Genomic DNA, 25,618 nt, shown 5'->3' on the forward strand with positions numbered 1-25,618 from the left:
CAGGCGGCTTAGATTTTTTCGATTTCCACCAGATTTGTATGTTGAGGATTCCCTTTTGCCAGGGGGGAAGGACGCAGCGTCGTGAGCGTATTGATGCAGGCGCCGTGGTCGATTTTATCGCCAGCCATATCCGCATTATGCCATGCGCCCTGACCCATCGCGCTGACGCCCGGCAGAATACGCGGCGTGACTTTGGCGGGTAGACGCACCTCTCCACGATCGTTAAAGACGCGAACCTTATCGCCATTCGCGATACCGCGTTTTTGCGCATCGAGCGGATTTATCCACACCTCCTGGCGACAGGCGGCCTGCAGAACATCAATATTGCCGTAGCTTGAATGGGTACGGGATTTATAGTGAAAGCCAAACAGCTGTAGCGGGAAGGTGCTCCGTTTCGGATCGTCCCATCCTTCAAAAGTAGGGGTATAAATCGGCAGTGGGCTTATCACGTCGCCTTCCGCCAGCTCCCAGGTACTGGCGATGTGAGCGAGTTGGCTCGAGTAGATTTCGATTTTACCGGACGGCGTTTTTAACGGATTGGCCTGCGGATCTTCACGAAATTTTTTATAGGCGACAAAGTGGCCGTTGGGATCTTTGCGTTTATAGATGCCCATTTTTTTCAGATCGTCATACGCGGGCAATGCCGGATCTCTTGCCTGCATTTTGGCGTACAGATATTGCAGCCATTGCGCCTGGGTACGGCCTTCGGTAAACCGCTGATACACATCGTCGCCGAGGCGTCTGGCGATTTCGCTGAGTACCCAGTAGATGGGCTTGCGTTCAAACTTAGGCGTCGTCGCCGGTTGGATAAAAATCAGATATCCCATATTGCCGGCGTAATCATTGGGGATGATATCTTCCTGTTCGACGGTCATGAGATCCGGCAGTAAAATATCGGCGTACTTCGCGGAAGAGGTCATAAAATTGTCGATGACCACAATCATTTCGCATTTTGCTTCATCCTGAAGAATTTCATGGGTTTTATTAATATCCGAATGCTGATTAATCAGGGTGTTGCCAGCGTAGTTCCATAGAAATTTGATCGGGACATCCAGCTTATCTTTGCCGCGTACGCCGTCGCGCAGGGCGGTCATTTCCGGGCCGCGCGCAATGGCGTCCGTCCAGCTAAAGCAGGAGATGGCGGTTTTAACGGGATTCTCCAGGACCGGCAGACGTTCAATGGTAATGGTGTAAGTGGATTCGCGTGCGCCGCTATTACCGCCATGAATGCCGACGTTGCCGGTCAGAATCGGTAACATGGCGATGGCGCGAGCGGTTTGTTCGCCGTTCGCCTGACGCTGCGGGCCCCAACCCTGACAGATGTAGGCCGGCTTGACGCTGCCTATCTCGCGCGCCAGTTTGATAATTCGATCGGCGGGGATGCCGGTAATATGCGATGCCCACTGCGGCGTTTTGGCGATACCGTCCTCGCCCTGACCCAAAATATAAGCCTTATAATGGCCATTGGGGGGCGCGTCAGCCGGAAGGGTCTTTTCATCGTAGCCGATGCAATAGTTATCGAGAAAAGGCTGGTCAACGAGATTTTCGTTAATCAATACCCAGGCAATTCCCGCCACCAGCGCGGCGTCGGTGCCGGGGCGAATCGGTATCCACTCGTCTTCACGTCCGGCAGCGGTATCGGTATAGCGCGGATCTATCACGATCATGCGCGCATTTGAGCGTTCACGCGCTTGCTCCAGAAACCAGGTAATGCCGCCGCCGCTCATGCGTGTTTCAGCCGGATTATTGCCGAACATGACCACCAGTTTACTGTTTTCGATATCAGATGTGCTGTTGCCGTCGTTGGAGCCATAGGTGTAGGGCATGGCGCAAGAAATTTGCGCGGTACTGTATGAGCCGTATTGATTCAACGAACCGCCGTAGCAGTTCATCAAACGCTTCACCGGCGAGGCGGCAGGCGACGAGCGGGTTATGTTGCCGCCTACGATGCCGGATGAATAGTGGATATAAACGGCTTCATTGCCGTAGGTCTCTACGGTCTTTTTCAGGCTGGCGCTAATGGTGTCCAGTGCTTCCTGCCAGCTAATGCGTTCAAATTTGCCTTCGCCGCGGCGGCCAACGCGTTTCATGGGATAGTTAAGGCGATCCGGATGGTTAATGCGCCGACGGATTGAACGGCCCCGCAGACAGGCGCGAACCTGATGATTGCCGTAGACATCGTCGCCAGTGTTATCAGTTTCAACCCACCAGACTTCATTATCTTTTACATGCAGACGCAGGGCGCAGCGACTGCCGCAGTTGACCGAACAGGCGCCCCAGACGATTTTATCTTCTTCGTTGCGCATGGCCTGCTGCACCGCCGCGGCCGCGGTACGCATCCCAAACGGTAAAGATACGCCTCCGGCAGCCAGCGCCAGTGAGCCAAGCGCCGCTGATTTCACTAACGTCCTGCGGCTAACGCCTGTTTGTTGCTTTCCTCCGGGCATCACTCACTCCATTGTCGTTATTATTTCGCTATATATTGATAACTATAACGAAATTATTAACATGCTAATGATGTAATGAGTTTACCCCTTTGGGAGTAAGGATTATTAATCCATGTCAAAGAGCGTTACCCTCCGGACCCGGAGGGCAGGAGGAGGTTATTGCGGTTCGGCGGATGAACCGTCCTGAGCGGGAGAGGTATTGGCTGGCGCATTGCCGCTGTTGGTGCGGGTATAAAGAATTTTATGCGTGTCGTTCGCGCAATGGCCCACCACCTGTGAGTCCGGCTGATCGGCCTGGTCATTAGGAACGATAGTGAGCGTAAAATTATCCGCCGGCACGCCGTTATTGATGATACGTTGTTCAATATCGCTTTTTACTCTCTCGCACGATCCCGGTGCCGCCATCACCAGCGAGGGGGCGCTGACTAACGCCAGAGCGGCTACTGCAGTTGCGATTTTCATCATGAACTCCTGTGATTAATGACGATGTTCTAAGCTTAGCATTTTTCGTGTAAATAACTGTATTTGCTAATATGATGATAAATATCTTTTCATCCTGGTGATACGTGTGAAGAAACCCCTTTTACTGACGTTATTGTGCATGATACTGGCAGGTTGTGATAACCCGAAATCCCTTGAGTCTTTTACGCCGGAAATGGCCAGTTTTTCGAACGAATTTGATTTTGATCCATTACGTGGTCCGGTAAAGGATTTCAGCCAGACATTGATGAGTGAGCATGGCGAAGTGGCGAAGCAGGTCACCGGTACGCTTTCACAGGAAGGCTGTTTTGATACGCTTGAGTTACACGATCTGGAGAATAATACGGGGCTGGCGCTCGTGCTGGATGCCAATTATTACCGGGATGCTCAGACGCTGGAAAAAAAGGTGCAGTTACAGGGGAAGTGCCAGCTGGCGGCGTTGCCTTCGGCGGGCGTGACCTGGGAGACGGACGACAACGGTTTTGTGGTATCGGCGACGGGCAAAGAGATGAAAGTCGAGTATCGCTATGATAGCGAAGGTTATCCGTTAGGTAAGACAACCATAAACTCGCAGAATACGCTCTCTGTAACGGCAAAACCCTCCGCGGACCCGCGTAAAAAGCTGGACTATACGGCAGTCAGCCGGGTGGATGATCGACAGGTCGGCAACGTCACACAGAGCTGCGAATATGATGCGTACGCGAACCCTGTTGACTGCCGGCTTGTTATCGTCGATGAGAGCGTTAAGCCGGCAGTGTCCCACCATTACACCATTAAAAATCGTATCGATTACTACTAAACCGGGCGCGGTGCGACTCTCCGTGACTACCGCGCCGCGTTTACTGCGCGGTGGGTTTCAGGAGCGTAGAACCGGACGTTTTATGTTCATCCAGATACTGCTGCTGGAAGATACACATGCGGATGGTGTTACGGTATTCGCCGTTAATGAAGAACTCATGAATCAGCTCGCCTTCTACTCTAAACCCGAGTTTACGGTAGATGTGAATCGCTTTTTCATTCTCTTTATCGACGATCAAATACAATTTATAGAGATTGAGTACGGTAAATCCGTAATCCATCGCCAGTTTGGCCGCGCGTGACGCCAGGCCTTTTCCCTGGTACTCCGGCGAGATAATAATCTGAAATTCCGCCCGCCGATGCACATGGTTAATTTCCACCAGTTCTACCAGCCCGGCGTTTTCACCATCGCATTCGACGACAAAGCGCCGTTCGCTTTGGTCGTGGATGTGTTTGTCGTAGAGATCCGACAGTTCGACAAAAGCCTCATACGGCTCTTCAAACCAGTAACGCATAACGCTGGCATTATTATCAAGCTGGTGGACAAATCGTAAATCTTCACGCTCAAGCGGGCGCAGTCTGACCTTATAGTCACTTGTCATACTGTATCCTTACACTTCCTTTTAGTTATCCTGCATCAGGGCGTAATAACGCGACCTGTACGACGATCCAGACACCGCAGCGTATTGGGTTCCCAATAGGCGTTGATGTTGGCGCTTTGCTCGCATTTATCGCGGTTATCAAAGGCGGCATCGGCTTTGTCCCACTCTTTTTCTGCGCGGGTATTCACTTTCTGACGCAGACTGCGAGTGTCGTTCCATTGTTCCTTTTCCATCGCCGCTTCCTGACGACTTTGTGCGCTATCTCCCGATTCAATCACCAGTTTACTGGTTTCAGCGAATGCGGAAGTAGTATATACAACGGCCGCCAACGTAAGCATTGCCGTCAGGCACAGGCGTTTGCTCAGCGTATTGTTCATCACAACATCCTTTCATTAGAGGGGAAAAAGCGGTAAACCACCTGTAAATTCTACACCAATCCTTATGCCTGGCATATACACAAGAATGGCCGGATAACCGTAACGATATTCTGTTGTATTATCACTTATCATTTCGTAACCAAATGAATCTCATGCTAAAGACGACTCTGCTTTTCTTTGTCACCGCCCTCTGTGAAATCATTGGATGTTTTCTTCCCTGGCTATGGCTTAAGCGCGGCGCCAGCGTGTGGTGGCTTCTGCCCGCTGCCGCGTCACTCGCGTTATTCGTCTGGCTTTTGACCTTGCATCCGGCGGCGAGTGGGCGGGTTTATGCGGCTTACGGTGGGGTATATGTCTGTACTGCGCTCCTGTGGTTACGTGTTGTCGATGGCGTCCGGCTCACGGTTTATGACTGGTGCGGCGCGCTGATCGCGCTGTGTGGAATGCTGATTATCGTCGTCGGATGGGGACGTACGTAACATTGCCGCGCGACCAGAACATTTTGTGATCTGGCAGCGCTTTTTACATCAATATACTTGTATGGTAGTAGCTCAGTTGGGTAAATTTCCTGCATCCCATAATGCGATGTAAGGAATAAAAATGAAGATTGTAGGGGCTGAAGTTTTTGTTACGTGTCCAGGGCGTAACTTCGTCACCTTAAAGATAACCACGGAAGACGGGATCACCGGTCTGGGGGATGCCACCCTGAACGGACGCGAGCTCCCGGTGGCCTCGTACCTTACCGATCACCTGTGCCCACAGCTCATCGGGCGGGATGCTCGCCGCATCGAAGATATCTGGCAGTTCTTCTACAAAGGCGCGTACTGGCGCCGTGGCCCTGTCACCATGTCCGCCATTTCCGCGGTTGATATGGCGCTATGGGATATTAAAGCCAAAGCCGCCAATATGCCGTTGTATCAGTTACTCGGCGGCGCTTCGCGTGAAGGCGTCATGGTGTATTGCCATACCACAGGCCACACCATCGACGATGTGCTGGAAGACTACGCGCGTCATAAAGAGCAAGGGTTCAAAGCAATCCGCGTGCAGTGCGGCGTTCCGGGGATGAAAACCACCTACGGCATGGCGAAAGGCAAGGGGCTGGCCTATGAGCCCGCGACAAAAGGCCAGTGGCCGGAAGAACAATTGTGGTCAACAGAAAAGTATCTCGATTTTACGCCAAAGCTGTTTGACGCCGTGCGTAATACGTTCGGTTTTAATGAACATCTTCTGCACGATATGCATCACCGGCTGACGCCTATTGAGGCTGCCCGCTTTGGCAAAAGTATTGAAGACTATCGTTTGTTCTGGATGGAAGACCCGACGCCGGCTGAAAATCAGGCGTGCTTCCGCCTGATCCGCCAGCATACGGTCACGCCGATTGCCGTAGGCGAAGTCTTTAACAGTATCTGGGATTGCAAACAGCTCATTGAAGAGCAATTGATTGACTATATCCGCACCACGCTTACCCATGCCGGTGGTATTACCGGGATGCGCCGCATTGCCGATTTTGCCTCGCTCTACCAGGTGCGTACCGGTTCGCATGGGCCGTCCGATCTGTCGCCGGTTTGTATGGCCGCTGCATTACATTTCGACCTGTGGGTGCCTAACTTTGGCGTGCAGGAGTTTATGGGATACTCCGAACAGATGCTGGAGGTTTTCCCGCATAACTGGACGTTCGAGGGCGGCTATATGCATCCGGGCGACAAGCCAGGACTGGGCATTGAGTTCGATGAAAAACTGGCGGCGAAATATCCGTACGATCCAGCCTATTTGCCGGTGGCCCGCCTGGAAGACGGCACACTGTGGAACTGGTAAGGAGCGAAAAATGAAAAGCATCGTAATCGAAAAACCGAATACATTAACTATCGAAACGCGCGCGCTTCCGCAGCCTGCGCCGGGTGAAGTTCGTATTAAAGTGAAACTGGCGGGTATCTGCGGTTCCGACAGTCATATTTATCGGGGACATAATCCCTTTGCAAAATATCCCCGTGTCATAGGCCATGAATTTTTCGGTGTCATCGACGCGGTAGGCGACAACGTCAATCGCGACCGGATAGGAGAACGGGTATCCGTCGATCCGGTGATCAGTTGCGGGCATTGTTACCCTTGTTCAGTCGGTAAACCCAATGTGTGTACCTCGCTGGTGGTGCTGGGCGTGCATCGTGACGGCGGTTTCAGCGAGTATGCGGTGGCGCCGGCCCGTAATGCTCATCGCATACCGGACAACATCGCAGATCATCATGCCGTCATGGTTGAGCCGTTTACCATTGCGGCAAATGTGACGGGGCAAGTGAATCCGACCGAGCAGGACGTGGCGCTTATCTATGGCGCAGGCCCGATGGGACTGACGACCGTACAGGCGCTGAAGGGGGTTTATCAGGTTAAAACGGTCATAGTCGTTGATCGCATTGAAGAGCGTTTAGCGATGGCGAAGCAGAGCGGCGCTGACTGGACCCTCAATAATGGTCAACATTCACTGGCGGAATTTCTACAGCAGAAGGCGCTAAAGCCGACCTTGATTGTCGATGCCGCCTGTCATCCCGCTATCCTGCAAGAGGCGATTACCCTTGCATCGCCTGCGGCACGCATTGTCCTGATGGGATTTTCCAGTGACCCGTGTGAGATTGTACAGCAGGGTATTACCGGAAAAGAGCTGGCTATTTATTCATCGCGTCTTAATGCCAATAAATTCCCGGTCGTGATTGACTGGCTGAATAAAGGGCTTATTGATCCGGATAAGCTGATAACGCATACATTTGATTATCAACATGTCACCGACGCGATTGAGCTTTTCGAGAAAGACCAGCGTCAATGCTGCAAAGTCTTACTCACGTTTGCGAAATAATATAAATAATTGCGAGTAAGTGGTACGCATCTTACCTCTTAGAGATTGCCTATATGACACAAATAAAGCATGAACGATCGACTCAGGATTTAGTGCGCGCTGCCGTATCTGGCTGGTTAGGCACCGCGCTTGAATTTATGGATTTTCAGTTATATTCACTAGGCGCGGCTCTGGTCTTCCATGAGATATTTTTCCCAGAACAGTCTGCCGCGATGGCGCTTATTCTGGCAATGGGCACCTATGGTGCAGGTTATATAGCCAGAATTATCGGCGCCTTTGTTTTTGGTAAAATGGGCGACCGCATCGGACGAAAAAAAGTATTGTTTATTACTATCACCATGATGGGGATCTGCACCACGCTGATTGGCGTACTGCCGACGTATGCGCAAATCGGCATTTTTGCGCCAGTATTACTGGTAACATTGCGAATTATACAGGGGCTGGGCGCCGGGGCGGAAATTTCCGGCGCGGGTACCATGCTGGCCGAGTATGCGCCGAAAGGAAAGCGTGGCATCATTTCCTCGCTGGTCGCGATGGGCACCAACTGCGGTACGTTGAGCGCGACGGCGATCTGGGCGGTGATGTTCTTTGCGCTTGAACGCGAACAACTGATCGCCTGGGGATGGCGTATTCCTTTCCTGGCGAGCGTCGTTGTTATGATATTCGCGATCTGGCTGCGAATGAATTTGAAAGAAAGTCCGGTATTCGAAAAAGTAAGCGAAGGCGAAAAATCGCCAGCGTTAACGCCTGCGTCAGAAAATACATTGGGCGCGATGTTTACCAGCAAATCTTTCTGGCTGGCCACCGGTTTACGTTTTGGACAAGCGGGGAATTCGGGGCTTATTCAAACCTTCCTTGCCGGATATTTAGTTCAGACGTTATTATTTAACAAATCTATCCCAACCGATGCGTTAATGATAAGTTCCGTAATTGGTTTTATCACTATCCCACTCTTGGGGTGGTTGTCCGATAAATACGGTCGTCGGCTGCCGTATATAATATTGAATATCTCCGCGATTATTCTCGCCTGGCCGATGCTGTCTATTGTGGTAGATAAAACGTATAGCCCTGGCGTAATTATGGCGGCGCTCATTGTTATTCATAACTTTGCCGTGCTGGGATTATTTGCGCTGGAAAACATCACCATGGCGGAAATTTTCGGATCGCGTAATCGCTTCACCCGGATGGCGATTTCAAAAGAGGCAGGGGGCCTGGTGGCGGTTGGCTTTGGCCCCGTCCTCGCAGGGATCTTTTGTAACATGACCGATTCCTGGCTGCCCATCTTAATTATGCTGGTGCTCTACTCGTGTATTGGTCTGATTTCTGCGTTGTTGATGCCGGAGGTCAGAGATCGCGATCTGAGCTTGCCTGAGGATGCGGCGGAAGCGACAGCGGCAGAGAAGTTACGCCACTCCGCAACCCAGACGAGTTAAATCGTGTCGACGGTATGGCCGGAACGCTAATGCGGTTTCGGCCATGCTGTCCGGTCACTTTTGTTTAATTAGCGTAAATCCAAATGCACCAGGGCAGGCGTTACTCTGCGACTGTTCCGCTTTCAGAATATAGAGGTTATAAAATGCAAAACAGGCTTTTATCGGCAAAGGCGACGCTTCCTGATTACGATCGCGCGGCGCTGGCGGCGCGGATGGTCCATCTCGGTTTTGGCGCGTTTCATCGCGCGCATCAGGGGGTTTATACAGATATTCTGGCTGCGGAGCAGCATAGCGACTGGGGCTATTATGAGGTTAATCTTATTGGCGGCGAACAGCAGATTGCCGATCTAAAGCAGCAGGATAACCTCTATACCGTGGCGGAGATGTCGGCGGATGCCTGGACGGCGCGTGTGGTGGGCGTCGTCAAAGCGGCGTTGCATGTTCAGGTTGATGGTCTGGAACGTGTGCTGGCGGCGATGTGCGAACCGCAAATAGCGATTGTGTCTCTGACCATTACCGAGAAAGGGTATTGTCATTCGCCAGCCACGGGCCAACTTCTGCTGGAACATCCCATGATTGCCGCCGACCTGCAAAATCCGCATCAACCGCTAACGGCACCGGGTATTATTGTCGAAGCGTTAGCGCGTCGTAAAGCCGCAGGCTTACCGGCATTTACCGTGATGTCCTGCGACAACATGCCGGAAAATGGGCATGTGACGCGTCAGGTTGTGACGGCTTACGCCCGGGAGGTGGATGCGGAACTGGCGATATGGATCGAGCAAAACGTGACATTTCCGTCAACCATGGTTGATCGGATTGTCCCTGCGGTCACGCCGGAGACGCTGGATAAAATCGAACAACTGACCGGCGTGCGCGATCCGGCGGGTGTCGCCTGTGAGCCGTTTCGTCAGTGGGTGATAGAAGATACGTTTGTGGCGGGGCGTCCGCAGTGGGAAAACGCGGGCGCGACGTTGGTCGCCGACGTGGTTCCGTTTGAAGAGATGAAACTGCGAATGCTTAACGGCAGTCATTCATTCCTGGCTTATCTGGGGTATCTTGCCGGCTATCAGCATATTAATGACTGCATGGCTGACGACAACTATCGTCTGACCGCGCAGGCGTTAATGTTACGCGAGCAGGCGCCAACGCTGAAAGTCCAGGGGGTAGATTTACAGCGTTATGCCGATCAGTTGATTGCGCGTTACTGTAATCCGGCGCTGCGTCATCGTACCTGGCAGATTGCGATGGATGGTAGCCAGAAACTTCCGCAGCGTATGCTGGACTCCGTTCGCTGGCATCTTGCTAATCATAGCGATTTTGATTTGCTGGCGCTGGGCGTGGCGGGGTGGATGCGTTACGTTGGCGGCGTGGATGAACAGGGCAAGGCGATCGACATTAGCGATCCGCTATTGCCGGTTATTCAGCGCGCCGTGGCAAACAGTGAAGAAGGCGCCAGTCGTGTTAAGGCGCTGCTGGGAATGGCTGAAATTTTCGGCAACGATTTGCCGCAGGTGGCGCGGTTTACGCAAAAAGTGCAAGAAGCCTATGACAGTTTACTGACATATGGCGCGAAAGCGAGCGTGGCGAAATATGCCGAGCGGTTGAAATAGCGTAACAGAGACCCGGTAGCATTATGCTACCGGGAAGGCCGGAGCGGTTCTTAGCGGCCAGTGGTATCAGTTCATGCCAAGACGAATCAGTTCGACCGGCGCGAATTTACCTTCACAACCTTCGACAATCACCGTTTTGCCGCGGCGAATTTGACCTGCATCCAGACCTTCGCTCTCAATGGCTTTGATAATCCCGGTATGACCCGTGCCGCTTATCATGACCCGGCTACCGGTAGTGATTGCGTTACGGTTACGATCGTATGTCATCATGGTGTTTTCTCCTTTCAAACTTACTGCCAAAGCCCGCAGGTTTCCCCGCATGACGGGCGACATATAAATACGCTTATCGTTGCGGATTTTTTTTGTTTTTGATCAAGCTCACGGCTTTTTAGGCAGGAATGTGCAGGGTGAGAAAGCGGAGAAGGCGTCTCACCCCGACGTTAAAGGGAGTTACTCTTCGCTAAACCAGCCGCTGTTTTCCTGACGAATAAGCTGGACGGATTCGCTAATTTCCTGCAAATGCTGGGTCATTGCGCTCTCAACCGCATTGCCGTCACGATTTTCCAGTGCGGAGAAAATATCATGGTGCTGGCGCAACAACATCTCCGGCGGAGAAACATGATCCAGACTCATATAGCGAACCCGGTCGATTGTCGCTTTGATATTTTCAATGGTATCCCACGCTAACTGGCAATCGGCGATCTGCGCCAGTTTTTGGTGGAAATCGTCATCAAGCTGGAAAAAATCATCAATCTGTTTGCGCTCGATGGCAATATGTTGCAGGTGCAGGTTTTGCGCCAGTTGATAGCACTGGTTGTCGGTGATCATCGCCGCCGCACGGCGGACCACCGCGCATTCGATCGCCTGCCGTACAAAACAGCCATTCTGTACCTGAGAAAGCGAAATCTTATTCACATAACTACCGCGCTGAGGGCGGATCTGAATCAACCCATTTTCCGCCAGCTTTATAAAAGCCTCGCGCACCGGTTGACGCGAAACGTTAAAACGGGTTGAGACCTCTTTTTCTGATAGCGGCGTGCCAGGCGGGATCAGACAATGCACGATATCACGCCGAAGAATACGGTAAATTTGCTGGTTGACAGGCTGTGTAGGGTTAAGCTGCGTTTCGACGGTCATTCATTCTTACTTTTTAGGCGGTTGACCCGGATACTCTACCACTTTTCCGTGGTGGTCTATACCGATCATGTTCTTGGTTGCAGATACGTTTGCCAGGGATTACCCGGCCCGCAGACCGGGTATAACCTCTTAGCTACGGTGGACGTTGAGCCCTGCGAAAGATTGGGTAACAGGCATCATTTCAACGGTATTAATATTCACATGCGCGGGGAGTGTGGCCACCCACCATACCGCTTCGGTAATGTCTTCTGGCGTGAGCGCGGTGGTATTTTCGTAGGTTTTACCCGCTTTCTCATCGTCGCCTTTGAAACGGACGCTGGAAAACTCGGTACCGCCAACCAGACCCGGTTCAATGTCGGTCACGCGAACCGCCGTGCCGTGTAAATCCGTGCGCAAATTCAGGCTAAACTGGCGCACAAAGGCTTTCGTCGCGCCATAGACGTTGCCACCAGCATAAGGCCAACTGCCGGCGGTTGAACCGATGTTAATGATATGACCGCGATTACGTTCGACCATTCCTGGCAGCACGGCGCGGGTCATATAAATTAAGCCTTTATTATTAGTATCGATCATAGTTTCCCAGTCTTCTACGCTGGCTTTATGCGCCGGCTCAAGACCCAGCGCCAGACCGGCGTTATTGACCAGCACATCAATATCGCGCCACTGCGCAGGCAGAGAGGCCATCATCTCTTCGATGGCCGCGCGGTTGCGCACGTCCAGTTGGGCGGTCAATACGTTCTCGCCAAGCTCATCTTTTAACGCTTGCAGGCGTTCATGACGACGTCCCGTGGCAATGACTTTATGTCCATTCTCAACAAAACGGCGTGCAATGCACTCGCCAAACCCTGCGGTTGCTCCAGTTACTAAAACGATCATCACACAGTTCCTCAACGCTTTTTGTGTTGTATTACCATAGCACGCGGCGTTTATGAAAGGGTAATCCTGGTTAACACGGTTGCGGTCAGCATAGGGGGAAGCTTACTCTTATGATCAACCTATTTTCAGGAGGGAAAAATGTCGACGAATCCTTTGTTAGACCAGAGTATGTTGCCTTATCAGGCACCGCGTTTTGATCGGATCAAAGATTGCCATTATCGTCCTGCTTTTGATGAGGGCGTGCGGCAAAAACGCGTGGAAATCGAGGCCATCGTCAATCATCCGGCGGCCCCTGACTTTACGAATACGCTTCTGGCGCTGGAGCAAAGCGGGGCGCTTCTGTCACGCGTCACCAGCGTTTTTTTCGCGATGACGGCCGCACACACTAACGATGAACTCCAGCGGTTGGATGAGGCCTTTTCTGCCGAGCTGGCGGCGCTCTCCAACGATATTTATCTGAATAGCGCGTTATTCGCTCGCGTGGATGCCGTCTGGCAACAGCGTCACTCACTGGGGCTGGATGATGAGTCGCTACGGTTGGTCGATGTGATCCATCAGCGTTTTGTGTTGGCAGGCGCGCAGCTTGCCGAAGAGGATAAAGCGCGACTGAAAGTATTGAATACTGAATCCGCGACCTTAATGAGTCAGTTTAATCAGCGTCTGCTGGCGGCAAGTAAAGCGGGCGGGCTGGCGGTCGATGACGCGCATTGCCTGGCAGGATTAAGCCCGGAAGAAATGACCGTCGCTGCTGAAGCGGCGCGTGAAAAAGGCCTGGAGGAGCGCTGGTTCATTCCGCTCCTTAATACGACGCAACAGCCTGCGCTTGCTACGCTGCGCGATCGCCAGACCCGCGAAAATTTATTCGCAGCGTCATGGACTCGGGCGGAAAAAGGAGATGCCCACGATACCCGCGCTATCGTTCAGCGTCTGGTAGAGATTCGTCGCTGTCAGGCAAAACTGCTGGGTTTCCCCAATTATGCCGCATGGAAAATGGCCGATCAGATGGCGAAAACGCCGCAAGCCGCACTGAGCTTTATGCGTGGCATTGTGCCGCCAGCGCGTCAGCGTGTACTCAATGAACAGGCGGAAATTCAGAACGTCATTGATGGTGAGCAGGGCGGCTACACCGTTCAGGCCTGGGACTGGATGTTCTATGCCGAACAGGTACGGCGGGAAAAATATGCGTTAGATGAAGCGCAACTGAAGCCCTATTTTGCCTTAAATACGGTGTTGCAAGAGGGGGTTTTCTGGACCGCCAACCAGCTATTCGGCATCACCTTCGTCGAGCGTTTTGACATTCCGGTGTATCACCCTGATGTTCGGGTGTGGGAGATTTTCGACTCCGATGGTGTCGGCATGGCGTTATTTTATGGCGACTTCTTCGCGCGGGACTCGAAAAGCGGCGGCGCGTGGATGGGGAATTTTGTCGAGCAATCCACACTCAATGAAACCCGGCCCGTTATATACAATGTATGTAACTATCAGAAACCGGTTGATGGGCAGCCTGCATTACTGCTTTGGGACGACGTTATTACGCTCTTCCATGAGTTTGGTCATACGTTACATGGTTTGTTTGCCGTTCAGCGCTATGCCACGCTTTCAGGTACCAATACGCCCCGCGACTTTGTCGAGTTTCCCTCCCAGATTAATGAGCATTGGGCGAGCCATCCACGCGTGTTCGAACGCTACGCGCGTCATGTCGACAGCGGTGAAAAAATGCCCGCTGATTTACAGGAAAAAATGCGCAAGGCGAGTTTATTTAATAAAGGTTACGATATGACTGAATTGCTCGGCGCCGCATTGCTGGATATGCGCTGGCATATGCTGGAGGAGAGCGTAGCAGAGCAGTCTGTCGCTGAGTTCGAGCAGCAGGCGCTGGCCGCCGAGCATCTTGATTTACCGGCAGTGCCGCCCCGCTATCGCAGTAGTTATTTTGCCCATATCTTCGGCGGCGGCTACGCAGCGGGATACTACGCCTATCTTTGGACGCAAATGTTAGCGGATGACGGTTATCAATGGTTTGTAGAGCAGGGCGGCCTGACGCGTGAAAACGGGCAGCGTTTTCGTGATGCTATCCTTTCCCGGGGGAATAGTACTGATTTAGAAACGCTTTATTCAGCCTGGCGTGGACATGAACCGCATATTGACCCCATGTTGCAATATCGTGGGCTCGATCGCTAAGCTGATACGGTTGTTCGGCACTGTCGAACAACCGCCTGAAAATGAATCCTGCATTTCTGATGACAGCCAGTTAAATTTATGGGGTTAAATTGTCTGAATATAACAAGGGTGTGCATTCGGATTTTTCTACTTATTTTCTCGTGGTGGCTTGATTGCCAAAGATTTATTACCGCTTCGCTGTTGATGTTTTCAAAAAATATATTTTCCGCCATGTGGTGGTATTATGTAAATAATGCAGAAATGAATTTGACACTGCGCACAGGGCGACTAGATTTAGAACTGTATCACATGATATGAGAAGACATATCATATTTAAAACGCAACATCATCATGAGGATTATATTATGGCAGAACATCGCGGCGGTTCCGGTAATTTTGCAGAAGATAAAGAGAAAGCCTCAGAAGCAGGTCGTAAAGGCGGCCAGCATAGCGGTGGGAACTTTAAAAACGACCCACAGCGTGCATCTGAAGCGGGTAAAAAAGGTGGCCAGAATAGCCACAGTGGCGGACGGAAATCCGGCAATTAATTTTACTCCTGATATTTCGTAAATATATTCTGAAATATTGCGCATACGATGCGGGCCATAGGCTCGCATTTTTTATTCTGACCGGGAGTTATTCTGGCCGGTCAGATAAAATTATTGTTTATGCTTTCTTCGTTAACAGAAAAAGCAATTCAGCGAGGGCGAAGCGTACGCATTTTTCTAATACTTCCTGACAATCTCCGTTGAAATGTTGTCGGCTTGTAAAAGTTGTATTGTTAATATTCCAGGCAAACCAAACGGTGCCCGCCGGCGTGCCATCTTCGCCGCCTTCCGGACCGCCATAGCCGCTGATCGCTATGCTGATATTGACCTCAGCCTGATCCTTAGCGCCCTGTGCCATTTCAGTAACAACCGCTTCGCTGACGGCGGTATGTTCGGCAAGACTGTGGCGTTGTACGCGTAAGATTTTTGCTTTGGCTTCATCAGTAAAGGTGACATACCCCACACCGTAAAATGAGGGCGTATCTTCTGCTGCGCACAATGCTGAAGCCAGTTTCCCGCCAGTGCAGGATTCTGCAGTGGTCAGACGGAGTTTCTGGTTAACCAGTAAATCACCAAGTTTTTTTGTCAGGCTATCGACGGATTCGGCTTCATCAAGGGTGACAATATCGTGCTGTTCTAATCTCATCGTTTATTTTTCCGTTACAGAGACAAATGAAATCTGTTCGTTCTTCTCAAGTATGGCATATTTATTTTATGACATTGTCAGTGAATGATTATTTTCCTGCGGCGATGACAGTCATTGATTATGCGTAAGGCCATTATCCTCAAAAAATAAAGCCGATTATTCTGAATTGCTGTCCAGACGTTGATGCATCTGACTTCAGCTATGTGGCAAGTTCTCTATTACGCCGTTACGCTTTCGCGCTCACCGGCGCTGATATCGGTTGCATATTAATCCGGATGGGTTGATTTTATTGCTTAATATTCTGCGGATAAATTCATGTTTGTAAAAACTAAAAATAGCGGCCAGACTTAATACGTCAAATAGACGTTATTAAGGAGAGAGCATGAAACTACAGGTGGCTGCATTTTTAAGTTTTCTGATAATGCCTTACGCGCTAGCGGATGATCAAGGGGGATTAAAAAAAGACGTGGCACCGCCGCCGCCTCATGCTATTGAGGATGGTTATCGTGGTACGGATGATGCAGAAAAAATGACCATCGAACAGGCAAAAACCCTGCATGATGGCGCGACCGTTTCGCTGCGCGGCAACCTTATTGATCATAAAGGCGACGATCGCTATGTATTTCGTGATAAATCCGGCGAGATTAACGTGATAATTCCTTCCGCCGTATTTGATGGGCGGGAAGTTCAGCCGGATCAAATGATCAACATTAACGGTAGTCTGGACAAGAAAGCGAAGGAACCGCTTGTTCGCGTGAACCGATTGCAAAAATAACGCGCGCTAACCGGCAATCTCCAGGTCAGCCATACGGGGCACGCGGCTGGCCTGATACCATGGGTCTTGTAAAAGCGCCCTGGGGACAAAAGGTCCCATAATGTCTTATTCAGGTCTGGTTGCGTATCGTTTAAGCTTCATTGATATTGACGGTGCTACAGTCGTTAGCGATCCGTTATCCTCGCAAGAATTTGCCCGGTAGCGTATAAGCAAAACACAAATCTATCCATGCAAGCATTTACCGCTGGTGAACCGGCGGTTTTTTTTGCCTGCCATCCAGACAAAAGCGGCCCCTTGCGCAACGATGCAGCAAGGGGCCGGCTCTGCGAGGGATTATCTCCGTTCATTAATCATCCCATTTGTGACTGAACCAGGCGGCCAGAAATCCGGAAAATAAAATAATTCCTAATACAACGATAAAAAGGTTAATACTGCCTAACATCTCGTTTCTCCTTATTTTAGCGTGCATCCTCTTTTTTAAAAAACCTCGTACAGACTATAGTACTAATTTATACTTAAGCAAAGTCTTAATTGAGTATTTATTTTACTGGAAGGGTAAAGCATTAGAATATTTTCGTCAGCGCCCAGGAATATTCCTGAATTATCGCAGTGACAGCAGATAATTAGCCTGCAATATATAGGGTTAACCCGGTGCGCCAGAAACGGCGCACATCACTGGCTGCAGATAATTAGCAGGTGATAGCCTGTTGCGTAGGGGGAATCCGCATTCCTTTTAACATCAGTGCCCAAGCGAACACAATGGCGATTATCAGGACAACGAAAAGCGACCAGGCGGGAAGCGTCGTCAGGATGACGCCGCTGGCCAGCGGGTTTACCGCCGCACCCAGCCAGCCCAGCGATTGCGCTGAAAAATAGCTGGCTTTCATCCCGGCAGGCGCAATGTTGTCAATTAACATATATTCGCCGGGGGCATAAATAATTTCGCCAATCGTGAATACTGCCGCTGAAAGCCCCCAAAAAAACAGATTGTCGCCTGAAAAAATAAATCCGATGAGCCCGGCGATAAAAAAGACGGTGCCGGTCGTCATCATTGGTCGAATATTGACGGCGGTAAGTCGACGGCCCACGGCGTATTGCAAACTGACCACAATAACCGCATTAACCGGCAGGACGACGGCTACCACTTTTTCCGCGAAGCCGCTATCGGCAACGACCATAACGTACTGTGAAATACAGGACGCAAAGGCGCCCCCCACAAAGGAGGCCAGAAATGCCGAAAGCGTAAACCACAATAATGCTTTGTCGCGCAGCAGAACGGAGGGAGACCAGATAGCGGCGTTTTTCCCCTCGCTGGCGGCAACCGAACGTGTCACCCATACCTGAATAAAGACCAGCGGAAATGCGGAACAGATGGCGGCAAGCCAGAAGGGTAAATTGATGCTTTGCATCACCAGCAGCGTGCCAAGCGGCGGGCCAACCGTCCAGCCGATATTGAGTACGGTATAGTTGAGCGAAAAAATCCGTGTTTTTGTTGTCGCGGTGAGATTATCGGCGAACCAGGCCTTCAGGACGGTAGAAAAAACCGAATAGGCGCAGTTAATAAGCGCAAAAAGCAGGACAACCAGTACGACATTATGCACCATTGGGATGGCGATAAATCCGCAGGCGAAGGCGATAATCGCGAGTAACATGTAGCGCTTTTTATCAAACTTGTCCGCCAGAATCCCAAAGCCAAGACTAAAGATGACGCCGATCGTTAACGCGCTGGTCAGCGCGTAGCCAATCAGATCCACGCCTAAACCGTACTGACGGTTAAGATAGATGGTCATAAAGGGGAGCGTGGCACCGCGTCCAATTGTCAATAACAGCGATGAGGCGAGTAGAGCCAACGTCGAACGTCTCAATCCTGGATTCATTTTTCCTGCCTGAAATGGAGGTTACGTATCGGGACGTTTTAATCTACCGTGCCCGCAAAAGCATGATGTCTATACGCTATAGCGTAGTCTTAACATACCATAACGCAGGATTTTGCCCATCGTGTGTTGTTCAATGCCATGCTCACGGTAAAAAGAAAAGTCCTGTTATGGCGCACTGATTTCCGATAACTTACCTTTTTACAAAATTTTAATAATGACAGGGGCCGATGATGTCGCGTAAAGACGGTTTTTTGGCGTTACTGGTGGTTGTCGTATGGGGGCTCAATTTTGTTGTCATCAAAGTAGGCCTGCATCATATGCCGCCATTATTGCTGGCAGGATTACGATTTTTACTGGTGGCGTTTCCGGCAATTTTCTTTGTCGCCCGGCCTAAAGTCCCGCTTACGCTGTTGCTGGGCTATGGGCTAACGATAAGCTTTGGGCAGTTCGCCTTTCTCTTTTGCGCGATAAAGTTTGGTATGCCCGCAGGACTGGCGTCGTTGGTATTACAGGCGCAGGCCTTTTTTACCATGGCATTGGGGGCGTTTGTTTTTAGCGAGCGGTTACAACGTAAGCAGTTGGCGGGGATCGCCCTGGCGATTATAGGTGTACTGGTATTGATTGAAGCCAGTCTCAACGGACAGCATATAGCGATGTCGGGATTTATGCTGACTCTGGCGGCGGCATTTAGCTGGGCCTGCGGCAATATCTTTAATAAAAAAATTATGCAACATAGTCCGCGCCCGGCGGTGATGTCGCTGGTGGTCTGGAGCGCGCTGATCCCGATCCTGCCGTTCCTGCTGTCATCGCTGCTACTGGAGGGGGCGGATCACATTACGCAAAGCCTTATTACCATCGATATGACGACGATATTGTCGCTGCTTTATCTGGCTTTTGTCGCCACTATACTTGGCTACGGCATCTGGGGCACGTTACTGGGGCGCTATGAGACCTGGCGCGTGGCGCCGTTATCATTGCTGGTGCCGGTAGTCGGGCTGGCGAGCGCCGCGGTGTTACTCGGGGAAACGTTGACCGGGATGCAGCTTGCGGGCGCAGTACTGATTATGGCTGGACTCTATATCAATGTGTTTGGATTTCGTGTGCGCCGTACTGCGCGCGTCAGGGGATGAGGCATTATGTTACTAAGAAGACAAACGCTAATTTCAGACCATGCCGCGAGGTAATAGCGGCGGACTTGTCATCGCCAGATGGTACTAAAAAAATGCCCCGCAAAACGGGGCAAAGAGGTTAAAGGTGTTGGTCGTTATAATAGGGCACGCCTAATTCATCTGACTTATCGCTATTCACGCTCACGGGGTGAAGGTCATTTGGCGGATCGCTTACACAGGGCAGCAGCATCACATCGCGGCTATTTTGCGCCACAGGTAACAAAGTTTGTTCTGCAATGCTATATCCGGAGGCGATAAGTAACAGACCCGGCAGGGCGGGAAACAGCATTTTCATGGTGCTCTTCGCGTGGCGCATAAACAAACTAGTAGTTGCCATGGTTCAGCGGCAGCATATACCGTGATTCGCCATGCATATTGGTGATCCGGTATTTGTGTGGCGGCACATCAAAATAGTTTTTGAACGTCCGGGTCAATGTTTGCTGTGACTCAAAGCCATAGCGTTCCGCCAGATAGAGAATGGGCTCGTTGCTCTCTTTTAATTTTTGCGCGATTTCCGTCATCTTACGGCTGCGGATGTATTGACCTAATGAATGACCGGTCTCTTTTTTAAACATCCGTTGCAGGTGCCATTTGGAATATCCTGAACGCTCAGACACTTTTTCCAGTGAGAGCGGCGACTCCAGGTTATCCTCGATCCAGTCCAAAATGCTATGAATAGTAATAGCGTCAGTGTTGCGTCTGGACATCGTCATACCTCTTTTTTGTCTACGGCAGAATTTTCTTGAGCAAATACTCAAGCGTTGCCACTTCGTCCGCCGTTAAGTTTTTTGTTAATTCCTGATGCAGGTCTTGCCCTGGTCGTTGATGACATTGCTCACAAATTGCCGCGCCGTCCGGCGTTAGCTTCACCAGTACGCCGCGTTTGTCATTAGGATTCGGCAGTCTTTCGATCCAGCCTTTGCACAGCAGGCGGTCGAGCATCCGCGTCAATGCGCCGAGATCGACAGACAGCACTTTTTTAAGTTCAACCGGGGTAATACATCCCGCGCAGCGTATCGAGCAAAGCACTTTAAACTGTGTTGCGGTGATATCCAGCGGGGATAAATAGTTATTTAACAGGCGATCTTTTTTTTGATTTACCATGTAGATCAAGCGACCCAGCGGAATGATTTCATTGAACAGATCACTGGTGCTTTTCAAAATGGTTGCCCCGGCAAGTAATTAATTTCGTCAGATACTATTGCCCAGGCAAGTATAAGTCAACTAAATGAATTGGCCGATGCCACGATTTGCTAAAAGGCGTCCGGGGTATTGTGCTGTGATAACTTGTAACTAATTGATAATTACAGGTTATAGGTTGTAGAGGATATTAACTTGCACACTGGCGAAATGGCGCGCCTGGGCAATTTCACTTTATACTTCCGGTTCATGAAACGCTGATGGGTAAGAGATAGTATTATGATGGATTTGTTTAAAGCGATTGGATTGGGGCTGGTCGTACTGCTCCCGTTAGCCAATCCGCTAACCACCGTGGCGCTGTTTCTTGGCCTTGCGGGCAATATGAATAGTGCGGAACGCAACCGGCAGTCCTATATGGCTTCGGTTTATGTCTTCGCTATTATGATGGTGGCGTACTATGCCGGGCAGTTAGTCATGAACACCTTCGGTATTTCGATTCCAGGGCTACGGATCGCCGGGGGGTTAATCGTGGCGTTTATCGGCTTCAGAATGCTTTTCCCGCAGCAGAAGGCGCATGAGTCGCCGGAAGCGAAAAGCAAATCGGAGGAGCTGGCAGACGAACCGACGGCGAATATTGCGTTTGTTCCACTGGCTATGCCAAGCACCGCAGGACCGGGGACCATCGCAATGATCATCAGTTCCGCTTCCACGGTGCGTCATGGCGGCGAGTTTCCCGACTGGGTCATTATGGTCGCGCCGCCGATTATTTTTCTTGCCGTGGCGGTGATCCTGTGGGGATGCTTACGCAGTTCTGGCGCTATTATGCGGCTGGTGGGTAAAGGGGGGATTGAAGCGATCTCCCGCTTAATGGGATTCCTGCTGGTGTGTATGGGCGTGCAATTTATTATCAACGGCGTGTTGGAAATTATTAAAACGTACCACTAAGGCGCATTTTCGTCTGCCGGAAACCTGTTCCCGGCAGACGAATGTCTTAATGTGGTTGTTCTTCCAGCGTCACTGGCCATTTGCGGAATATGAGCACAGCCCATACCAGCGCGGCACAGGCGGGTATGGCGCCAATATAGCCGATGGCCGACATTGACCAGTGCAAACTCACCTGATTGCCTACCAGCGCGCCAGCGCCAATACCAATATTAAAGATGCCTGAAAATAGCGCCATTGCGACATCGGTCGCGTCCGGGGCCAGCGCCAGTACTTTCACCTGCATACCGAGCCCTATCACCATAATCGCGATGCCCCAGAAAATGCTCAGTATGGCCAGATGCGCTTCGCTATCCGCCGCAGGCAGCAGCAGAAGCAGACAGACAACCAGCAGGGCAATAGCGATACTGACGAGCGACGAGGCATGGCGATTACCCAGTTTACCAAACACGAGGCTGCCGATGATCCCGGCGCCGCCGAGGATCAGTAACAGGACGGTAGCAAAATTCGCACTGAGTCCGGCGACATTCTGAACGAACGGTTCAATATAGCTATAAGCTGTGTAATGCGCAGTCACCACAACGACGGTCAGTACATAGAGGCTCATCAGCGCCGGGCGTCGGAATAGCAAAGGTAAACTTTTTAGTGAGCCGGAATGCTCGCTCGGCAATTTCGGTAGAAGCTTAATCAGACATAGCAGCGTAATTAATGCGCCCATGCCGATGGCAAAAAAGGTGGTGCGCCAGCCAAAATACTGACCAACAACGCGACCTATCGGCAGCCCAAGCACCATGGCCAACGCGGTGCCGGTCGCTATCAGACTTAATGCCTGCGCGCGTTTCCCGGCAGGGGCCAGGCGGATCGCCAGCGAGGCGGTTATCGACCAGAAAATAGCGTGGGCGAAAGCGATACCAATACGGCTAATGACCAGCACGGTAAAGTTCCATGCCAGGAAGGAGAGCACATGGCTGGCAATAAACAAAACAAACAGACAAATGAGTAGCTTACGGCGCTCCATTTGACTGGTAAGAAGCATAAAAGGCAGCGACATGACGGCAACTACCCAGGCGTAAATGGTTAGCATGATGCCGACCTGCGCGGTTTGCATATGAAAGCTTTCAGCAATGTCTGATAGCAAACCAACCGGCACAAATTCTGTGGTATTGAAAATAAAAGCGGCAATAGCAAGCGTAACTACCCGTAGCCACGCGACCTTGCGGGAAACTGGATTGATTGTCATAAAAATATTTCGGGTTAGTTGCGAGAAGGTGAGGCCGCGATCTTAAAACGTTTACTGGCGAAAAGACAATCATTTTGTGACCTGCTTCTCATTTACTTCGCAGGCCGTTTCGTCTTCAGTCGACGCTCGCCAGTTGGGCGTTAAGTAACTCGATAAAGGCCTCAAGCTGACGCGTCATCGCCCCGCGCCGCCACATTAGCCATGTGTTAAGCCAGCGCCACTTCTCCGCCAACGGCCAGGCTTCCACCTGATGATGTCCTGGCATACTGTTGAGCATACTTGCTGGCATCAGCGCAATACCTGCGCCGGCAATTACGCACGCCAACATTCCATGATATGACTCCATTTCGTGAATCGTACCGGGGGTCGCGCCATCGGCATGAAACCAGCTTTCGAAATGCCGTCGGTAAGAACAGTTGGCGCGAAAAGCATAGATGTTATAACCATTCACCTCGCTGGCCCGCGAAACGACGGAATGGCCGTGTGGCGCGACGATCATCATCTCTTCCTGGTAAGCCGGTATACCTTCCAGCCCCGGATGCATTAGCGGGCCATCAATAAAGGCGGCGTTCAGCTTTCCCTCGAGCACGCCATCCAGCATGGCGCCGGAAGGACCGGTCGTTAACGCGAACTGAATTTTAGGGTAACGCTGGTTATAACCCGCCAGCAGCGCGGGGATACGTACGGCGGCAGTACTTTCTAACGCGCCGAGTGAAAACAGTCCTTGCGGTTCCTCTCCGGCAACCACCATGCGGGCTTCATCGACCAGCGCCAGGATCTGCTGGCTGTAACGTAAAAAGTTATGCCCGGCTGGTGACAGCCTGAGTCGCTGGTTTTCGCGAATAAACAGAGAGACGCCCAGGTCGGCTTCAAGCTGGCGGATACGCGTGGTCAGGTTGGACGGAACGCGGTGTACTTTTGCCGCCGCCTGCGTAATGCTGCCCGTCAGAGCGACAGCGTTAAACATTTCCAGTTGCGTCAGGTCCATGGTTTTCTCAATTCGTGAATAGTCTGGTTAATATTATTCATTTTTCAGAAAGGGTAAAGGGCGTCATGATGGTACAACTCCCCTGATAACGAGAGAAAGAACATGACCATGATGACTGCAACACAGGCGTTATCCGTTAACCCTGCGACCGGCCAGACGCTGGCGGCAATGCCCTGGGCTAACGCGCAAGAGATTGAACATGCGCTGAGTCTGGCGGCGAGCGGTTTCAAAAAGTGGAAAATGACATCGGTAGCGCAACGGGCGCAAACATTACGCGATATTGGTCAGGCGCTTCGCGCTCATGCAGAAGAGATGGCGCAATGTATTACGCGTGAAATGGGTAAACCCATAAAGCAGGCGCGTGCGGAAGTGACGAAATCCGCCGCGTTATGCGACTGGTATGCGGAACATGGCCCGGCAATGCTGAATCCTGAGCCTACGCTGGTAGAAAATCAGCAGGCGGTGATTGAATACCGTCCGCTGGGCGTCATCCTGGCGATAATGCCGTGGAATTTTCCTTTATGGCAGGTGTTACGCGGGGCAGTGCCGATACTGCTGGCGGGGAATAGCTACTTGTTAAAACATGCGCCCAATGTCACGGGTTGCGCGCAGATGATAGCCCGAATCTTGACGGAAGCCGGTACTCCCGCTGGCGTCTATGGATGGGTGAACGCTAATAATGAGGGCGTGAGTCAGATGATTAACGATCCGCGAATCGCGGCGGTGACGGTGACCGGTAGCGTGCGCGCCGGCGCGGCGATTGGTGCTCAGGCTGGGGCGGCGCTGAAAAAGTGCGTACTGGAACTGGGGGGCTCGGATCCGTTTATTGTACTCAATGATGCCGATCTTGAGCTGGCGGTAAAAGCTGCGGTTGCAGGACGCTATCAAAACACCGGACAAGTCTGCGCCGCCGCCAAACGTTTTATTGTCGAAGAGGGCATTGCGCGGGCGTTTACCGATCGCTTTGTGGCGGCTGCCGCAGCATTAAAGATAGGTGATCCTCTGGTTGAAGAGAATGACCTGGGGCCGATGGCGCGCTTTGATTTGCGTGATGAACTCCATCAACAGGTGCAGGCTTCCGTCGCCGAAGGCGCACGGCTACTGTTGGGCGGGGAGAAAATCGCCGGGGAGGGCAACTATTATGCCGCGACCGTTCTGGCGGATGTTACACCTGATATGACGGCATTTCGTCAGGAACTTTTTGGGCCTGTTGCCGCCATTACCGTTGCAAGAGATGCGGCGCACGCCCTCGCGCTGGCGAATGACAGTGAGTTTGGCCTGTCGGCGACGATCTTTACCGCCGACGATACGCTGGCCGCGGAGATGGCGGCGCGTCTTGAGTGCGGTGGGGTATTCATTAATGGGTACAGCGCCAGCGATGCGCGCGTGGCATTCGGCGGGGTGAAGAAAAGCGGCTTCGGTCGCGAGCTTTCGCACTTTGGTTTACACGAATTTTGTAATGTGCAGACCGTCTGGAAGAACCGCGTCTAATCGCCCTGACGTCGCGTGGCGCCCTCTGCTATACTCG

At 51.6% G+C, this 25,618-nt stretch carries 27 protein-coding genes; 12 read left to right on the forward strand and 15 right to left on the reverse strand.

The window, feature by feature from the left end; all coding sequences use genetic code 11:
• Positions 1 to 8 precede the first annotated feature (8 nt).
• Together ynfE and ACLJQJ_RS06115 are read right to left on the reverse strand one after the other, a co-directional pair.
• Positions 9 to 2,447, reverse strand: a complete 2,439-nt coding sequence (gene ynfE / locus ACLJQJ_RS06110) for a selenate/tellurate reductase subunit YnfE (protein ID WP_063809221.1) — start codon at positions 2,445 to 2,447, stop codon at positions 9 to 11.
• A gap of 156 nt (positions 2,448 to 2,603) precedes the next feature.
• A complete protein-coding gene (locus ACLJQJ_RS06115) occupies positions 2,604 to 2,912 on the reverse strand; it encodes a DUF1161 domain-containing protein (protein ID WP_077950942.1) in 309 nt (102 codons plus the stop codon).
• Positions 2,913 to 3,015: 103 nt separating this feature from the next.
• Here ACLJQJ_RS06115 and ACLJQJ_RS06120 point away from each other — a divergent pair, with 103 nt between their 5' ends.
• Positions 3,016 to 3,726 carry a YnfC family lipoprotein gene (locus ACLJQJ_RS06120; protein WP_001618776.1) on the forward strand — a complete coding sequence of 237 codons (711 nt, stop codon included), beginning with the start codon at positions 3,016 to 3,018 and terminating at the stop codon, positions 3,724 to 3,726.
• A gap of 40 nt (positions 3,727 to 3,766) precedes the next feature.
• Here ACLJQJ_RS06120 and speG read toward each other — a convergent pair whose 3' ends face one another.
• Entirely contained in the window at positions 3,767 to 4,327 is a 561-nt protein-coding gene (speG, locus tag ACLJQJ_RS06125; protein WP_000199997.1) for a spermidine N1-acetyltransferase, read from the reverse strand.
• Between the two features lie 35 nt (positions 4,328 to 4,362).
• Positions 4,363 to 4,704 carry a DUF1283 family protein gene (locus ACLJQJ_RS06130; protein ID WP_001066440.1) on the reverse strand — a complete coding sequence of 114 codons (342 nt, stop codon included), beginning with the start codon at positions 4,702 to 4,704 and terminating at the stop codon, positions 4,363 to 4,365.
• Between the two features lie 152 nt (positions 4,705 to 4,856).
• On the opposite strand from ACLJQJ_RS06130, the gene ACLJQJ_RS06135 reads away from it, so the two are divergent.
• The 5 genes from ACLJQJ_RS06135 (at position 4,857) to ACLJQJ_RS06155 (ending at position 10,592) form a co-directional block, all read left to right on the forward strand.
• The gene (locus tag ACLJQJ_RS06135) at positions 4,857 to 5,183 is read left to right on the forward strand and encodes a YnfA family protein (RefSeq protein ID WP_000921389.1); all 327 of its coding nucleotides are present in this window, start codon (positions 4,857 to 4,859) and stop codon (positions 5,181 to 5,183) included.
• A gap of 121 nt (positions 5,184 to 5,304) precedes the next feature.
• On the forward strand, positions 5,305 to 6,519 hold the full coding sequence (gene rspA, locus ACLJQJ_RS06140; RefSeq protein WP_000706269.1) for a starvation-sensing protein RspA: 1,215 nt from the start codon (positions 5,305 to 5,307) through the stop codon (positions 6,517 to 6,519).
• A gap of 10 nt (positions 6,520 to 6,529) precedes the next feature.
• On the forward strand, positions 6,530 to 7,549 hold the full coding sequence (locus ACLJQJ_RS06145) for a Zn-dependent oxidoreductase (protein ID WP_000836494.1): 1,020 nt from the start codon (positions 6,530 to 6,532) through the stop codon (positions 7,547 to 7,549).
• Positions 7,550 to 7,602: 53 nt separating this feature from the next.
• Complete coding sequence (locus ACLJQJ_RS06150; protein WP_000192118.1) at positions 7,603 to 8,982, forward strand: MFS transporter; 1,380 nt, start codon at positions 7,603 to 7,605, stop codon at positions 8,980 to 8,982.
• Positions 8,983 to 9,125: 143 nt separating this feature from the next.
• Positions 9,126 to 10,592 (forward strand): mannitol dehydrogenase family protein, encoded by a 1,467-nt coding sequence (locus ACLJQJ_RS06155; protein WP_063809223.1) that lies wholly within the window; start codon positions 9,126 to 9,128, stop codon positions 10,590 to 10,592.
• A 66-nt stretch (positions 10,593 to 10,658) separates the two neighbouring features.
• On the opposite strand, the gene ydfZ is transcribed toward ACLJQJ_RS06155, so the two are convergent.
• From ydfZ to ydfG, 3 genes are all read right to left on the reverse strand, one after another.
• Positions 10,659 to 10,862, reverse strand: coding sequence for a putative selenium delivery protein YdfZ (gene ydfZ, locus ACLJQJ_RS06160; protein WP_000989267.1), 204 nt, complete (start codon positions 10,860 to 10,862; stop codon positions 10,659 to 10,661).
• 180 nt (positions 10,863 to 11,042) lie between these two features.
• Positions 11,043 to 11,729, reverse strand: coding sequence for a GntR family transcriptional regulator (locus ACLJQJ_RS06165; protein ID WP_000215563.1), 687 nt, complete (start codon positions 11,727 to 11,729; stop codon positions 11,043 to 11,045).
• 129 nt (positions 11,730 to 11,858) lie between these two features.
• Positions 11,859 to 12,605 carry a bifunctional NADP-dependent 3-hydroxy acid dehydrogenase/3-hydroxypropionate dehydrogenase YdfG gene (ydfG, locus tag ACLJQJ_RS06170; protein ID WP_063809224.1) on the reverse strand — a complete coding sequence of 249 codons (747 nt, stop codon included), beginning with the start codon at positions 12,603 to 12,605 and terminating at the stop codon, positions 11,859 to 11,861.
• A gap of 138 nt (positions 12,606 to 12,743) precedes the next feature.
• Between ydfG and dcp the strand changes: the two genes are divergently transcribed.
• Both dcp and ACLJQJ_RS06180 read left to right on the forward strand, forming a co-directional pair.
• Positions 12,744 to 14,786 (forward strand): peptidyl-dipeptidase Dcp, encoded by a 2,043-nt coding sequence (gene dcp / locus ACLJQJ_RS06175; protein ID WP_000106261.1) that lies wholly within the window; start codon positions 12,744 to 12,746, stop codon positions 14,784 to 14,786.
• A 344-nt stretch (positions 14,787 to 15,130) separates the two neighbouring features.
• Positions 15,131 to 15,313, forward strand: coding sequence for a general stress protein (locus ACLJQJ_RS06180; protein ID WP_000807642.1), 183 nt, complete (start codon positions 15,131 to 15,133; stop codon positions 15,311 to 15,313).
• 118 nt (positions 15,314 to 15,431) lie between these two features.
• On the opposite strand, the gene ACLJQJ_RS06185 is transcribed toward ACLJQJ_RS06180, so the two are convergent.
• A complete protein-coding gene (locus ACLJQJ_RS06185) occupies positions 15,432 to 15,959 on the reverse strand; it encodes a 2-oxo-tetronate isomerase (protein WP_001235357.1) in 528 nt (175 codons plus the stop codon).
• A 382-nt stretch (positions 15,960 to 16,341) separates the two neighbouring features.
• On the opposite strand from ACLJQJ_RS06185, the gene ACLJQJ_RS06190 reads away from it, so the two are divergent.
• The gene (locus tag ACLJQJ_RS06190) at positions 16,342 to 16,734 is read left to right on the forward strand and encodes a YdeI family stress tolerance OB fold protein (RefSeq protein WP_000776348.1); all 393 of its coding nucleotides are present in this window, start codon (positions 16,342 to 16,344) and stop codon (positions 16,732 to 16,734) included.
• Positions 16,735 to 17,080: 346 nt separating this feature from the next.
• Here ACLJQJ_RS06190 and mgtS read toward each other — a convergent pair whose 3' ends face one another.
• Positions 17,081 to 17,176 carry a protein MgtS gene (gene mgtS, locus ACLJQJ_RS06195; protein WP_000901531.1) on the reverse strand — a complete coding sequence of 32 codons (96 nt, stop codon included), beginning with the start codon at positions 17,174 to 17,176 and terminating at the stop codon, positions 17,081 to 17,083.
• Positions 17,177 to 17,423: 247 nt separating this feature from the next.
• Complete coding sequence (gene ydeE, locus ACLJQJ_RS06200; protein WP_023182121.1) at positions 17,424 to 18,611, reverse strand: efflux MFS transporter YdeE; 1,188 nt, start codon at positions 18,609 to 18,611, stop codon at positions 17,424 to 17,426.
• Positions 18,612 to 18,838: 227 nt separating this feature from the next.
• Here ydeE and eamA point away from each other — a divergent pair, with 227 nt between their 5' ends.
• Positions 18,839 to 19,741 (forward strand): O-acetylserine/cysteine exporter, encoded by a 903-nt coding sequence (eamA, locus tag ACLJQJ_RS06205; RefSeq protein ID WP_000987753.1) that lies wholly within the window; start codon positions 18,839 to 18,841, stop codon positions 19,739 to 19,741.
• Positions 19,742 to 19,859: 118 nt separating this feature from the next.
• Here the strand turns inward: eamA and marB are convergent, their stop codons facing one another.
• The 3 genes from marB to marR are packed head-to-tail and all read right to left on the reverse strand — an operon-like array spanning position 19,860 to position 20,941.
• Positions 19,860 to 20,075, reverse strand: coding sequence for a multiple antibiotic resistance protein MarB (gene marB, locus ACLJQJ_RS06210; protein WP_063809225.1), 216 nt, complete (start codon positions 20,073 to 20,075; stop codon positions 19,860 to 19,862).
• Between the two features lie 28 nt (positions 20,076 to 20,103).
• Positions 20,104 to 20,487 carry an MDR efflux pump AcrAB transcriptional activator MarA gene (gene marA / locus ACLJQJ_RS06215; RefSeq protein WP_000091194.1) on the reverse strand — a complete coding sequence of 128 codons (384 nt, stop codon included), beginning with the start codon at positions 20,485 to 20,487 and terminating at the stop codon, positions 20,104 to 20,106.
• A gap of 19 nt (positions 20,488 to 20,506) precedes the next feature.
• Positions 20,507 to 20,941 (reverse strand): multiple antibiotic resistance transcriptional regulator MarR, encoded by a 435-nt coding sequence (marR, locus tag ACLJQJ_RS06220; RefSeq protein WP_000843434.1) that lies wholly within the window; start codon positions 20,939 to 20,941, stop codon positions 20,507 to 20,509.
• A gap of 258 nt (positions 20,942 to 21,199) precedes the next feature.
• On the opposite strand from marR, the gene ACLJQJ_RS06225 reads away from it, so the two are divergent.
• On the forward strand, positions 21,200 to 21,865 hold the full coding sequence (locus tag ACLJQJ_RS06225; protein ID WP_000968968.1) for a MarC family NAAT transporter: 666 nt from the start codon (positions 21,200 to 21,202) through the stop codon (positions 21,863 to 21,865).
• Between the two features lie 46 nt (positions 21,866 to 21,911).
• Here the strand turns inward: ACLJQJ_RS06225 and ACLJQJ_RS06230 are convergent, their stop codons facing one another.
• On the reverse strand, positions 21,912 to 23,102 hold the full coding sequence (locus ACLJQJ_RS06230; RefSeq protein WP_000154617.1) for a sugar transporter: 1,191 nt from the start codon (positions 23,100 to 23,102) through the stop codon (positions 21,912 to 21,914).
• Between the two features lie 115 nt (positions 23,103 to 23,217).
• The gene (gene ptrR / locus ACLJQJ_RS06235) at positions 23,218 to 24,090 is read right to left on the reverse strand and encodes a putrescine utilization regulator PtrR (protein ID WP_000366539.1); all 873 of its coding nucleotides are present in this window, start codon (positions 24,088 to 24,090) and stop codon (positions 23,218 to 23,220) included.
• Positions 24,091 to 24,192: 102 nt separating this feature from the next.
• Here ptrR and sad point away from each other — a divergent pair, with 102 nt between their 5' ends.
• Positions 24,193 to 25,581: a succinate-semialdehyde dehydrogenase gene (gene sad / locus ACLJQJ_RS06240; protein ID WP_063809226.1), complete on the forward strand. Its 1,389-nt coding sequence runs from the start codon at positions 24,193 to 24,195 to the stop codon at positions 25,579 to 25,581.
• The last annotated feature ends 37 nt before the right edge of the window (positions 25,582 to 25,618 follow it).

It is taken from the genome of Salmonella sp. SAL04202 (assembly GCF_046550775.1).
GTDB lineage: Bacteria > Pseudomonadota > Gammaproteobacteria > Enterobacterales > Enterobacteriaceae > Salmonella > Salmonella enterica.